13 protein-coding genes are annotated in these 12,639 nt (G+C 71.8%); 8 read left to right on the top strand and 5 right to left on the bottom strand.

Annotation, left to right across the window (positions count from 1 at the left end; genetic code table 11):
• Nucleotides 1-81: 81 nt before the first annotated feature.
• Together ACFU3E_RS01540 and phoU are read right to left on the bottom strand one after the other, a co-directional pair.
• Complete coding sequence (locus ACFU3E_RS01540) at nt 82-237, bottom strand: hypothetical protein (protein ID WP_167455410.1); 156 nt, start codon at nt 235-237, stop codon at nt 82-84.
• Between the two features lie 144 nt (nt 238-381).
• The gene (phoU, locus tag ACFU3E_RS01535) at nt 382-1,083 is read right to left on the bottom strand and encodes a phosphate signaling complex protein PhoU (protein WP_384150283.1); all 702 of its coding nucleotides are present in this window, start codon (nt 1,081-1,083) and stop codon (nt 382-384) included.
• Nucleotides 1,084-1,328: 245 nt separating this feature from the next.
• On the opposite strand from phoU, the gene ACFU3E_RS01530 reads away from it, so the two are divergent.
• Together ACFU3E_RS01530 and ACFU3E_RS01525 are read left to right on the top strand one after the other, a co-directional pair.
• Nucleotides 1,329-2,669 carry a sensor histidine kinase gene (locus ACFU3E_RS01530; RefSeq protein WP_384150280.1) on the top strand — a complete coding sequence of 447 codons (1,341 nt, stop codon included), beginning with the start codon at nt 1,329-1,331 and terminating at the stop codon, nt 2,667-2,669.
• Nucleotides 2,666-3,346 (top strand): response regulator, encoded by a 681-nt coding sequence (locus ACFU3E_RS01525; RefSeq protein WP_384150277.1) that lies wholly within the window; start codon nt 2,666-2,668, stop codon nt 3,344-3,346. The genes ACFU3E_RS01530 and ACFU3E_RS01525 overlap by 4 nt, the downstream gene beginning before the upstream one ends.
• Nucleotides 3,347-3,418: 72 nt before the next feature.
• Here the strand turns inward: ACFU3E_RS01525 and ACFU3E_RS01520 are convergent, their stop codons facing one another.
• Nucleotides 3,419-4,096, bottom strand: a complete 678-nt coding sequence (locus tag ACFU3E_RS01520; protein ID WP_384150274.1) for a DUF461 domain-containing protein — start codon at nt 4,094-4,096, stop codon at nt 3,419-3,421.
• 580 nt (nt 4,097-4,676) lie between these two features.
• Here ACFU3E_RS01520 and ACFU3E_RS01515 point away from each other — a divergent pair.
• The 6 genes from ACFU3E_RS01515 to ACFU3E_RS01490 all read left to right on the top strand — a co-directional run bounded on the left by ACFU3E_RS01515 (nt 4,677) and on the right by ACFU3E_RS01490 (nt 11,105).
• Nucleotides 4,677-5,159 carry a CarD family transcriptional regulator gene (locus ACFU3E_RS01515; protein WP_003953493.1) on the top strand — a complete coding sequence of 161 codons (483 nt, stop codon included), beginning with the start codon at nt 4,677-4,679 and terminating at the stop codon, nt 5,157-5,159.
• A 291-nt stretch (nt 5,160-5,450) separates the two neighbouring features.
• Entirely contained in the window at nt 5,451-6,215 is a 765-nt protein-coding gene (gene ispD, locus ACFU3E_RS01510; protein WP_384150271.1) for a 2-C-methyl-D-erythritol 4-phosphate cytidylyltransferase, read from the top strand.
• The gene (gene ispF, locus ACFU3E_RS01505) at nt 6,205-6,726 is read left to right on the top strand and encodes a 2-C-methyl-D-erythritol 2,4-cyclodiphosphate synthase (RefSeq protein WP_384150268.1); all 522 of its coding nucleotides are present in this window, start codon (nt 6,205-6,207) and stop codon (nt 6,724-6,726) included. Before ispD ends, ispF begins: the two co-directional genes overlap by 11 nt.
• Nucleotides 6,727-6,825: 99 nt before the next feature.
• On the top strand, nt 6,826-8,220 hold the full coding sequence (gene cysS, locus ACFU3E_RS01500; protein ID WP_384150265.1) for a cysteine--tRNA ligase: 1,395 nt from the start codon (nt 6,826-6,828) through the stop codon (nt 8,218-8,220).
• A gap of 117 nt (nt 8,221-8,337) precedes the next feature.
• The gene (rlmB, locus tag ACFU3E_RS01495) at nt 8,338-9,279 is read left to right on the top strand and encodes a 23S rRNA (guanosine(2251)-2'-O)-methyltransferase RlmB (protein WP_384150262.1); all 942 of its coding nucleotides are present in this window, start codon (nt 8,338-8,340) and stop codon (nt 9,277-9,279) included.
• Nucleotides 9,280-9,407: 128 nt separating this feature from the next.
• The gene (locus tag ACFU3E_RS01490; RefSeq protein ID WP_384150259.1) at nt 9,408-11,105 is read left to right on the top strand and encodes a DoxX family protein; all 1,698 of its coding nucleotides are present in this window, start codon (nt 9,408-9,410) and stop codon (nt 11,103-11,105) included.
• A gap of 223 nt (nt 11,106-11,328) precedes the next feature.
• On the opposite strand, the gene ACFU3E_RS01485 is transcribed toward ACFU3E_RS01490, so the two are convergent.
• Both ACFU3E_RS01485 and ACFU3E_RS01480 read right to left on the bottom strand, forming a co-directional pair.
• Nucleotides 11,329-12,060, bottom strand: coding sequence for an NDP-sugar synthase (locus ACFU3E_RS01485; RefSeq protein ID WP_384150256.1), 732 nt, complete (start codon nt 12,058-12,060; stop codon nt 11,329-11,331).
• A gap of 99 nt (nt 12,061-12,159) precedes the next feature.
• Complete coding sequence (locus ACFU3E_RS01480) at nt 12,160-12,609, bottom strand: hypothetical protein (RefSeq protein WP_175433275.1); 450 nt, start codon at nt 12,607-12,609, stop codon at nt 12,160-12,162.
• Between the last annotated feature and the right edge of the window lie 30 nt (nt 12,610-12,639).

Below are 12,639 nucleotides of genomic sequence, written 5' to 3'. Positions count from 1 at the left end.
GCGACCCCAGACCGGAACGCCGTAGGGCTCCGGCGACACCGCCGGAGCCCTACAGGTCGTACGAACGACAACGCGCCGGCGTCAGCCGCACTGGCAGGGGCTGCCCGACTGGCACCCGCAGCCACAGCCCGAGCCGCAGCCGCACGCGGCGATCAGGGGCAGGTTCCTGATCTCGGCGGGCTGCTCGGTCTCGCGCTGCCGGGCGGGGTCGGGCGTCGTGCTGGGGGATTCGGCCATGGGTCCCTCCTCGAGGCTGGTGCCTGTGCCCATTGGATGCCCGTTCCGCTGGGCGCATCAACGGCGCACTGAGGCGCCCGCGCGCCCCGGCCGGTCCCCGGCCGCCCCCGGCCCGTACCGGCGCCCGCCCCCCGGACGCGGCCGTCAGGCGCTCTCCGCCCCCGAAACCGCCTGGATCTCCGGCTGCGAGTCCGTCTGGAGTTCGTCCGCGTGCTCACCCGTCACCAGGTACACCACGCGCTTGGCGACCGAGACCGCGTGGTCGGCGAACCGCTCGTAGTAGCGGCCGAGCAGGGTGACGTCCACGGCCGTCTCGATGCCGTGCTTCCAGCGGTCGTCCATCAGGTGCTGGAAGAGGGTGCGGTGCAGCAGGTCCATCTCGTCGTCGTCCTGCTCCAGCTGCAGCGCCAGGTCGACGTCCTTGGTGATGATCACCTCGGCGGCCTTCGCCATCAGGCGCTGCGCGAGCTGGCCCATCTCCAGGATGGTGGCGTGCAGGTCGCTCGGGACGGCGCGGTCCGGGTAGCGCAGGCGCGCGAGCTTCGCCACGTGCTGGGCGAGGTCGCCCGAGCGCTCCAGGTCGGCCGACATCCGCAGCGACGTGACGACGATGCGCAGGTCCGTCGCCACCGGCTGCTGCCGCGCCAGCAGGGCTATGGCCCGGGCCTCCAGTTCGTGCTGGAGCTCGTCGACCCGCTGGTCGGCCTCGATCACGTTCTCGGCCAGCTTCAGGTCGGAGTCGAGCATGGCGGTCGTGGCGCGTCCGATCGCCGACCCGACCAGCCGGGCCATCTCCACCAGACCGTCGCCGATCGAGTCCAGTTCCTCGTGGTACGCGTCCCGCATCAGGCTTCCCTCTCGTACGTCTCAGTCGGGGGTCCAAGGGCCGGGGCCCACCGGACAACCGGCGGTACGACCGTCGTACGACCAACGGTCCGAACCCCACGCTCCCACGTTCCGGCCCCTACGCGTCCGTTTCCGTCATCCCAAATGAACCAATACTGGCTCCAAGGTGAACTCTGGGCGACGAGTGTTCGAGCTCGCAGCCCGACGGCTGTGGAGGGTGCCCGCCCCGTGTCTAACCTGGGTACATGGACGTGAACGCGGCGGTCGCCGCAGCGGCAGCGATCGCCGGGGTGCTCACCGGCGTCATCGCCATGCTCGCGTTCCGCTGGAGTGAGCGCGAGCAGAAGCGCCCCACCCGTAGCTCACTGCACACGGACGCGGTGCTCCCGCCGGGCGTGGACACGGTCCTGTCGGTCCTCAGGTCGTCCGCCGTCGTCCTCGACGAGGCGGACGCCGTGGTCAAGGCCAGCTCGGCGGCGTACGCCCTCGGCCTGGTCCGCGGCGGCAAGCTCGCCGTCGAGCCGATGCTGCAGATGGCCCGGGACACCCGGCGGGACGGCGAGATACGCCAGGTCGAGCTGGACCTGCCGCGGCGCGGCACCGGACGCGGAGAGGCCTTGGCCGTCTCCGCGCGGGTCGCGCCGCTCGGCTCCCGGCTGGTGCTGCTGCTCGTGGAGGACCTGACCGAGGCCCGCCGCATCGAGGCGGTCCGGCGCGACTTCGTCGCGAACGTGAGCCACGAGCTGAAGACGCCCGTGGGTGCCCTCTCGCTGCTCTCCGAGGCCGTGATGGACGCCTCCGACGATCCCGAGGCCGTCCAGCGGTTCGCCGGGCGCATGCAGATCGAGGCCACCCGGCTCACCAGCCTGGTGCAGGAACTCATCGACCTCTCACGGGTGCAGAACGACGACCCGCTCGAGGACGCCGAGCCGGTCCGCGTCGACGAGCTCGTCGCCGAGGCCGTCGACCGCTGCCGGCACCAGGCCGGCGCCAAACAGATCACCATGGCCTCGAACGTATGGGCGCCCGAAGGGCCCGATCAGGGTGGCGGGCGACGGGCGGACGGCCCCGCCGGCCTGCGCGTGTGGGGCAACCGCGGCCAGCTCGCCGCCGCCCTCGGCAACCTCGTCGAGAACGCGGTCAACTACTCGCCCGCCCGCACCCGCGTCGGCATAGCGGCCCGCAGTGTGAACGCGCCCGGCGGGAACCACATCGAGATCGCCGTCACCGACCAGGGCATCGGCATCTCCGACAAGGACAAGGAGCGCATCTTCGAGCGCTTCTACCGCGTCGACCCGGCCCGCTCCCGTGCCACCGGTGGTACGGGGCTGGGGCTGGCGATCGTGAAGCACGTGGCCGCCTCGCACGGCGGGGAGGTCACGGTGTGGAGCGCCGAAGGCCAGGGCTCCACCTTCACCCTGCGGCTGCCGGAGGCCGGTGCGGCCCGCGACCGCGCACATCAGCAGCCCGCCCGAGAGACACGCGCAGGAGGCGCGGGCCTCGACGAGGAGGCCGGGCGGTCCACCCTCACATCCCCCGAATCAACAGCGTACGAAACGCTTCCCGCCCCGGAGGTCCTTCCGTGACCCGAGTGCTCGTCGTCGAGGACGAGGAGTCCTTTTCCGACGCCCTGTCGTACATGCTCCGCAAGGAGGGCTTCGAGGTCGCCGTCGCGACCACCGGGCCCGAAGGACTCGACGAGTTCGAGCGCAACGGCGCCGACCTCGTCCTGCTCGACCTGATGCTGCCCGGCCTGCCGGGCACCGAGGTGTGCCGCCAGCTGCGCGGCCGCTCCAACGTCCCCGTCATCATGGTGACCGCCAAGGACAGCGAGATCGACAAGGTGGTCGGGCTGGAGATAGGAGCCGACGACTACGTCACCAAGCCGTTCTCCTCGCGCGAGCTGGTCGCGCGCATCCGTGCCGTGCTGCGCCGCCGCGGCGAGCCCGAGGAAGTCACCCCGGCGGCCCTGGAGGCCGGTCCGGTCCGCATGGACGTCGACCGGCACGTGGTCACCGTCGGCGGCACCAAGATCGATCTCCCGCTGAAGGAGTTCGACCTGCTGGAGATGCTGCTGCGCAACGCCGGCCGCGTCCTGACCCGAATGCAGCTCATCGACCGCGTCTGGGGCGCCGACTACGTCGGTGACACCAAGACCCTCGACGTCCACGTCAAGCGCCTGCGCGCCAAGATCGAGCCGGACCCGGGCGCCCCGCGCTACCTGGTGACGGTCCGCGGCCTCGGCTACAAGTTCGAGCCGTAGACCGGCCGCGCACGACGGCAGCACAAAGGGCGGGACCTCTCCGAGGAGAGGTCCCGCCCTTTGTGCGACTGCTCAGTGCCCGGCGCTCGCCGAGGCCGCGTCGGTCGGCGTGCCGGACGCCCCGTGGCCACCCGGCGTCTCACCGCCCGCGGGGCTCTCCGGCGCGCCCGGCTCACCCTCGGCGGGAGAACCGGACGGCGACCCGGACGGCGACGCCGAGGCACCCGGCGCGGCCGGGACCTCGCTCGGGCCCCACTCCTTGAAGTGGTGCTCGGCGGGGACGACGAACGCGCGCAGGCTCACGGCACCCGTCTTGCTGAAGGTGAAGGTGACCTTCTGGGCGTTGCCGTCCTGCACGGCCTCACGGCTGCTCGGCAGCGTCGCCGTGGCGTTGCCTCGGCCGCCCAGGATCAGGGAGCCGCCGGGCGGGATGCTGAGGCTGCCGCCCTTGGCGGGCTTGAGCTCGGCGGTCTTGCCGGTGCCGGGGAGGGTGATGGACTCCAGCGTCTCGGCGCTCCTGCCGGAGTTGAAGAAGGTCGCGGAGATCGCGGCCGGGCCGGTGGATTCGAGGTCGGGCTGTGTGATCACGATCGCGTTCTGGACCTTGATGTCCCCGACGCTCGTGGCCGCGTTGTCCGGCTTGATCTCCAGGGTCTGGGCGCTGTTGCCGGCCCCGCACGCGGCGAGCGAGGCGATCGAGAACGCGGTGACGGCGGCGGCGAGGGCACCGCGTCGAAGGCTGCTGCTCACGGCGGCGGCGACTCCTTGACTCGAGCGGAGCGGCCGATCAAGCCGCCCTAAGTGTCTGTCAGCGGGCCTTAGGTTACCGAGCCGCCCTCGTCCGGCCGCACCCGACCCCCCGGCACCGCTGATCCCACCAGAACCACATGTGACTCCTGCGTCACATTGGCGTGGTGCTCGTGCGGCATTCACATAAGAGCCGCGGGCGGTCGCAAAATTTCCGTGAAGGAATGCGCGGGTCACCTGGGAATTGATCACCGGTGCTCCGTCCGGGCACCTCGTGATCAATTCCGGATTCGACCGGAACCCGGCTCGGGCCACCGAACGGAGTAGCGGAAGTCGACCACATGGAACCGGACATATGGGGATGTTCGGCCGTCTGGAGGATGCTCCGGATGCGTGTAACGTACGCGTTTCGCTCGCCCCGGAGAGCCGCTCCCACCTGCGAATACCTTCTTCCACTCCCTGTCCGAAGCACGTTCCTGTTGGAGTTGTCAAGCCCCGAGATATGCCCTGACCTGCGAAAACGCCATTCAGTACCCGCAGTTTCCGTGTTACCCTGGATAGCCACGGAAGGGGTACCTGTCACATGACGTTCAAGGTTGGCGACACCGTGGTCTATCCCCATCACGGGGCCGCGCTGATCGAGGCTATCGAAACTCGCCAGATCAAAGGCGTGGACAAGACCTACTTGGTGCTGAAGGTCGCCCAGGGCGACCTGACGGTACGTGTGCCAGCGGACAATGCGGAGTTCGTCGGCGTGCGTGATGTGGTCGGTCAGGACGGGCTGGACCGGGTCTTCGAGGTGCTGCGCGCGCCGTACGCCGAGGAGCCCACGAACTGGTCCCGTCGATACAAGGCAAACCTGGAGAAGCTCGCCTCGGGCGATGTCATCAAGGTCGCGGAAGTCGTCCGTGACCTGTGGCGTCGTGAGCGCGAGCGTGGACTCTCCGCTGGTGAGAAGCGCATGCTCGCCAAGGCCCGCCAGATTCTGGTGAGCGAGCTGGCCCTCGCGGAGAACACCAACGAGGACAAGGCCGAAGCCCTGCTCGACGAGGTTCTCGCCTCCTGAGGCGAAGCCGGTCGCGCAGCGCTCTGCGCATCAAGCGCACGCCTGCACATCGAAATGCCGCGGTGCCCGATGACGAATTCCTTGTCGCCGGGCGCTGCGGCATGTTCGTACTCCGGCGCCGATGCGCCGCCACCTCGGATGTGCTATCACTCACGCCCCGGTGGTGTGGTGTGCCGGGCCCGGGCAGCCGGCTCGACCGGCGTCACGGAAGGGTCCGGTCGAGCGCGTCGCGCCCGGCACTCCTCCAGGCCATACCCACGCCAGGCCAGCCCACAAACCTGACAGGAACCGATGTCTGACGATTCGCTTCCCTCGCCGCCCGCCGGCCCCTCCGCGGCCCGTACGGCAGCCGTGATCCCGGCCGCCGGCCGCGGTGTCCGGCTCGGCCCGGGCGCCCCCAAGGCGCTTCGCGCGCTCGGCGGCACCCCCATGCTGATCCACGCGGTCCGTGCGATGGCCGCCTCCCGCGCCGTCTCCCTGGTCGTCGTCGTGGCCCCGCCCGACGGTGCCGCCGAGGTCAAGTCGCTGCTCGACGCGCACGCGCTGCCCGAGCGGACGGACTTCCTCGTCGTCCCGGGCGGGCAGAGCCGTCAGGAGTCCGTGAAGCTCGGTCTGGACGCGCTGCCGCCCGGCCACGACATCGTGCTGGTCCACGACGCGGCCCGCCCGCTGGTGCCGGTGGACACGGTCGACGCCGTGATCGAGGCGGTACGGGACGGCGCACCGGCCGTGGTCCCCGCGCTGCCGCTGGCCGACACCGTCAAGCAGGTCGAGCCCGCCGGCACCCCCGGCGAGCCGGAGCCGGTCGTCGCCACGCCGGAGCGCGCCCTGCTGCGGGCCGTGCAGACCCCGCAGGGCTTCGACCGGGCCACGCTGGTCCGGGCGCACGAGACGGTGACCGGCGAGGTCACCGACGACGCCGGCATGGTCGAGCAGCTCGGCCTCACGGTCGTGGCCGTCCCCGGTCACGAGGAGGCGTTCAAGGTCACCCGCCCCCTGGACCTGGTCCTCGCCGAGGCGGTCCTGGCCCGCAGGAGGCTCAACGATGGCTTCTGAGGCATCTGATGTCCGGCTGCCGCCGGGTGGGTTCCCGCTGCCCCAGGTCGGCATCGGCACCGACATCCACGCCTTCGAGGAAGGCCGCGAGCTGTGGTGCGCCGGCCTGAAGTGGGAGGGCGAGGGCCCGGGCCTGGCCGGTCACTCCGACGCGGACGTCGTCGCCCACGCCGCCTGCAACGCCCTCTTCTCCGCCGCCGGCCTCGGCGACCTCGGGCAGCACTTCGGCACGGGCCGCCCCGAGTGGTCGGGCGCCTCCGGGGTCACCCTCCTGACCGAGGCCGCGCGCATCGTGCGCGAGTCGGGCTTCCGGATCGGCAACATCGCCGTACAGGTGGTGGGCCCCCGCCCGAAGATCGGCAAGCGCCGGGACGAGGCCCAGGAACTCCTGTCGGAGGCGGCCGGAGCCCCGGTGTCGGTGTCGGGTGCGACGACGGACGGCCTCGGCTTCCCCGGCCGGGACGAAGGACTGATGGCGGTGGCCACCGCGCTGGTGGTGCGCACCGGCTGAGGGCAAGGGGTGGGACGTTCCCGTTGTCAATGTCACGAATGTGTGCGCCCCCGAGGTGAAGGTCCTGAGGCACACCCCGGGGCCCACTACCCTGGAGTGGTGACTATTCGCCTGTACGACACCAGCGCCCGGCAGATCCGTGACTTCTCCCCGCTCCAGCCGGGTTGCGTCTCGATCTACCTGTGCGGTGCCACCGTGCAGGCCGCCCCGCACATCGGGCACATCCGCTCCGGGCTGAACTTCGACATCATGCGCCGCTGGTTCGAGTACCGCGGCTACGACGTCACGTTCGTGCGGAACGTGACGGACATCGACGACAAGATCATCGCCAAGTCGGCCGACCAGGACCGCCCCTGGTGGGCCATCGGCTACGAGAACGAGCGCGCGTTCAACGACGGCTACCACGCCCTCGGTTGCCTGCCCCCGACGTACGAGCCGCGGGCCACGGGGCACATCACCGAGATGGTCGAGATGATGCGCGGCCTCATCGAGCGCGGGCACGCCTACGTCGCGGACGGCAGCGTCTACTTCGACGTCCGCTCCTTCCCCGAGTACCTGGCGCTGTCCAACCAGGACATCGACGATCTGCGCCAGCCCGACGAGGGCGTCTCGGGCAAGCGCGACCCGCGCGACTTCGCCATGTGGAAGGCCACCAAGCCCGGTGAGCCCGACTGGGAGACGCCCTGGGGCCGCGGCCGTCCTGGCTGGCACCTGGAGTGCTCGGCGATGGCGCACAAGTACCTCGGGACGGCCTTCGACATCCACGGCGGCGGCCTCGACCTGGTCTTCCCGCACCACGAGAACGAGATCGCCCAGGCCAAGGCCTACGGCGACGACTTCGCCCGGTACTGGGTGCACAACGCCTGGGTCACCATGAGCGGCGAGAAGATGTCCAAGTCGCTCGGCAACTCGGTCCTGGTCAGCGAGATGGTCAAGCGCTGGCGGCCCATCGTGCTGCGCTACTACCTCGGCACCCCGCACTACCGCTCGATGATCGAGTACAGCGAGGAGGCACTGCGCGAGGCCGAGTCGGCGTTCGCGCGGATCGAGGGCTTCGTCCAGCGCGTCGTGGAGAAGGCCGGTGCCGTCGAGCCCGCCGCCGAGGTTCCGCTCGCCTTCGCCGAGGCCATGGACGACGACCTGGGCGTGCCGCAGGCGCTCGCCGTGGTGCACACCACGGTCCGGCAGGGCAACAGCGCGCTGGCCGCCGACGACAAGGAAGCCGCGGTGGCCCGGCTCGCCGAGGTCCGTGCCATGCTCGGCGTCCTCGGCCTCGACCCGCTCGACCCGCGCTGGGCCGGGGAGGGCGACCGGGGCCAGGACCTGCACGGGGTGGTCGACACGCTCGTCCGCATGGTCCTCGACCAGCGCGAGGCCGCCCGGGCCCGCAAGGACTGGCCGACCGCGGACGCCATCCGCGACCAGCTGAGCCAGTCCGGCCTGGTCATCGAGGACGGCCCGCAGGGACCGCGCTGGAGCCTCGGCCCGCGCTGAGAGAAGCCCCACGGGCTGCTCGACTGTGCCGCCCGGGCCTCCGGGCGGCACACTGCACAGACATAACAGACGTCCACCGACGTACGTACGCATCACTTCACGGAGACGGGTAGCTCAATGGCCGCGAACAACCGCCGCATGTCCGGCAAGAAGGGCGCGCAGGTCGGCAGTGGCGGCCAGCGGCGCCGGGGCCTCGAGGGCAAGGGCCCGACCCCGCCCGCCGAGATGCGCAAGGGACACAAGAAGAACCGCGTCGCCAACGCCAAGGCGAAGCAGGCCGTACGCCGGCCCGTGGCCCGCGGCCGCGGCGGCAAGGGCACGTCCGAGCTGGTCGTCGGACGCAACCCCGTCCTGGAGGCGCTGCGCGAGGGCGTCCCGGCCTCGACCCTCTACGTCCAGCAGTTCATCGACAACGACGAGCGGGTGCGCGAGGCCCTCCAGGCCGCCGCCGAGCGCGGCGGCATCAACCTCATGGAGGCCCCGCGTCCCGAGCTGGACCGGATGACCAACGGCCTCAACCACCAGGGCCTGGTCCTGCAGGTCCCGCCGTACGAGTACGCCCACCCCGAGGACCTGGCGTCCGCCGCCTACGACGCCGCCGAGGACCCGCTGATCGTCGCCCTCGACGGCGTCACCGACCCCCGCAACCTCGGCGCGGTCGTCCGCTCCGTCTCGGCCTTCGGCGGTCACGGCGTCGTCGTGCCCGAGCGCCGCGCGGCCGGTATGACGGCCGGTGCCTGGAAGACGTCCGCCGGTACGGCGGCCCGCACCCCGGTCGCCCGTGCCACCAACCTCACCCGGGCGCTCGAGGCCTACAAGAAGGCCGGCATCGTGGTCGTCGGCCTGGCCGCCGACGGCGAGTCCGAGCTCGGCGAGCTGGAGGCGCTGAGCGGCCCCGTCGCCATCGTCGTCGGCAGCGAGGGCAAGGGGCTGTCCCGGCTGGTCGGGGAGACCTGCGACTACCGGGTGCGGATCCCGATGCCGGGCGGCGCCGAGTCGCTCAACGCCGGTGTGGCGGCGGGGATCGTGCTGTACGAGGCGGCTCGCCGACGCCGCTGAACAGACGTCCGGAACTTCACCCGTACGGGGTAATTCCGGTGTCATCGGGGCGACGAGGACAAGCTTGACGGGGTCCGGACAGATCCGGCGGGTCAAAGCAGTGTCCTAACCCGACGTCACTCGGTTAGATGAGTGTGGACACCAGAACACCCCGCACTCCCACGGGGGACCGCTCGTCGGGACTCGACGACGCTCCCGCGCTGAGCATGGTGAAGGTGCCGAGCGACCCGGCGCAGGTCATCGTCAATCACGCGAGTTTCCGCGTGCAGTTGGGCGTCTCGACGCGTCGCGTCCAGTCCCCCCGGGTCGCACGGCACCTGACCGCCACCGAGGACACCGCCCGCATGCCCCTCGTGGGGGGCGAGGCGGACGCGGCCACCGCCCGCCGCCGGCCCGTCGTCTGGAGCGGCAGGTCCGCCCCCGACGACACCGGCGCGCACCGGCTCCTGCAGGCCGTACGGCACGAGAGTGTCCGCCACGCCGACGAGCCCGGCTCGGACACCGGAGCCACCCAGGTCATCTCCCGCGTGGGCCCGGGCTACGACGGCCCCGGATACCAGGGCGCGGGCTACAGCGGCGCCGGCTACGAGGGTGACGGCTACCAGGACGACCTCGTCCAGACCGTGGAGACCCCGGTCGTGGGCCCCCAGCGCACCCACGAGCCCGCCGACGGCACCCGGCTGCTGCCGCCGATGCGCACCGTGGGCAGCGCCTACGACGAACCGGCCTACGAGGACGGCGCGTTCGAGGAGTCCGCCACCGGCGCGGACGACACCGGGCGCCGGGCCAGGCGGCACGGCGACGACCCCGCCCGGCACGCCTACTACCCGGGCCGCCGGATGAACCTCGGCGTCGTCCTGCTCCCGCTGCGCGTCTTCCTCGGCTTCATCTCCATCTACGCCGGCATGGGCAAGCTGTGCGACCCCGTCTACTTCGAAGGCGGCAAGCGCGGCTCCATGGTCAAGTGGCTCAACACCCTGCACCCGTGGGAAGTCGCCGAGCCGCTGCGCCAGTTCGCCCTCGAGCACCCGGTCGGCGCCGGCTTGGTCATCGCCTTCGCGCAGGTCATCGTCGGCGTCCTGACGGTGCTGGGATGCTGGCAGCGCGTCGCCGCCTGCCTGGGCGCCCTGCTGTCGGCCGCGCTGTTGGTCACGGTCAGCTGGAAGAGCGTCCCGGCCTACGAGACGCCCGACATCATCTACCTCGCCGCCTGGTCCCCGCTGATCATCGCCGGTGCCCCCGTCTACTCCGTCGACGGCCGCCTGGCTGGCAGCGCCTGGCGCCGTCTCGGCCCCCGCGCCGACATCTGGGACCTGCGCCGTTACGTGCTGCGCCGCGGCGCCCTCGTCACCGCCATCGCCACCGGGATCACCCTGCTCGTCGGCTCGCTGCTCGGCGGCGCCGTCCGCGACGCCGACCGGGTCGTCGTCCCGGGCCCCGGCGAGGCACCGCGCAACGAACTGCCCGGCTCCCCGCTCCCGGGTGAGCCCGGCAAGCGACAGGACAGGCAAACCCCGTCGGCCTCCTCCTCGCCCACCCAGGGCGCCACGGCCGGCTCGGCGAGCCCCAGCGCGGGCACCACGACCCGGCCGGGCGCCACCCGCGACACCGGCACCGTCACCGGAGGCGCCCCCAGCCAGACCCAGGGCACCGCGGGCCAGGCCCCGCCCCAGCAGTCCTCCCCGGCCGACCAGGCCCCGAGCACCACGACCGGCCCCACCTCCGGCGGCACGGCGACCGGCGGCGCGGACTCGACGGGCGGCTCGGGCAGCGGCGACTCCTCCTCCACCGGGCGTCCGGGCCTGGTGGGCGGCCTGCTGGGCTAGCCGGCGGACCCGGGCAGCGAGAGGGGCCCCGCACCACGCAGGACGCTGTCGGCGAATTCGGCGGACGGTCGACAAGTGGTACGAGAGTCTCAGCGACACGCCGTGCACGCGGCGTGTCGCTGAGACTGTGCGGACACTTGGCTCCGGCGCGCGGCATTGGCCGACAGTGTCCACGCAGGTGCGGGGCCCCTTCGAGCCGTTCAGAGAGCGGCCTGCCGGGCTCTCAGCGCCCCAGCGTGGCCAGTTCCTTGGCCGCTTCGGTCAGGTCCTTCGCCGTGTCGATGGCCCGCCAGTACGACCCCTGAGGGATCGTGAACCCGGCCAGCCGCCGCTCACGGGCCAGATGAGGGAACGTCGTCCGCTCATGGTCGCCCCGGTGCGGCAGCAGCCCGGCGAACTCGGGGGAGAAGACATACACACCGGCGTTGATCTCGAAGGTCGACGGCGGCGCCTCGATGAAGTCGGTGATACGCCCGAACCCGTCGGTCTGCACCGCCCCCCACGGCAGCCGGGGCCGCGCCAGCGCCAGCGTCGCGACGGCGTCCCGCTCGGCGTGGAAGTCGGCCATGTCCCGCAGCGAGAAACGCGTCCAGATGTCGCCGTTCGTCGCGTACCAGGGCTGGTCGGGGTGGGGGAGACGCGCCGCGGCGTACTTGAGGCCGCCGCCACGCCCGAGCGGCTCCGGCTCGACGACCGTCGTGACGGAGACGGGCAGCTCGGCCGTCTCCAGCCACTTCTGCAGCACCTCGGCGAGATGGCCGCAGGAGACCACGACGTCCGTCACACCCTCGGCGGCGAGCCAGGACAGCTGATGGCCGATGATCGGCGTCCCCGTCCCGGGGATCTCGACCATCGGCTTGGGCCGGTCGTCGGTGTACGGACGCAGCCGGGAGCCCTGGCCACCGGCCAGAACGACGGCTTGAACGGGGCGGGACGCGGCGCTCGGATCGCTCATGGACACGAACTGTACGTGGCGTCCCGCCCGGGACAGCGGCTGACGATCGCTCCCGCGTCAGCCGTCAGGGACATCCCACCCGGTGGCAGGGCGGTGTGCTCAGCTGTGCGCGGCGGCGACGCCGGTGGCGAAGGCGGTGTCGCAGACCGGCCGCGCGTAGGACTGGGCGCGGGTCGGGCCGTAGACCCGGACGGCGGCCTGGCCGAGGGCGCGGGCGATGGAGGCGCAGTGCTTCGCCAGCGACGGGCGGCCGTTGACGGCCTGCTGGAGGTGGGTGAGGGCGACGCCCGGGTCCTCCTCCTGCAGTTCGGTCAGCAGCTTGTCGCGCAGGACGTCCTGGGGGGCGCGCTTGGCGGCCCGTGGGCTGCCCACGGAGGTGTCCGCGGCGGTGAGCACCGGGTCGGTGGAGTTCCCCGACCAGTTGACTCGGGTGACCGCGAGGGTCCCGGAGAGCACCAGGACGACGGGCAGGACGAAAGCGAGGGTGCGGCCGATCCGGCGGGCGGGGCCCCGGCCGCGTCGCGTCTGTTGGTTCATGGAGTGCTTCACGCGTGTGAGGGTAGCGCCCGGTAATGGTTT

The sequence above is a fragment of the Streptomyces sp. NPDC057424 genome (genome assembly GCF_042803315.1).
Classification (GTDB): Bacteria; Actinomycetota; Actinomycetes; order Streptomycetales; family Streptomycetaceae; genus Streptomyces.
This window is presented reverse-complemented; position numbering and strand designations above follow the sequence as displayed.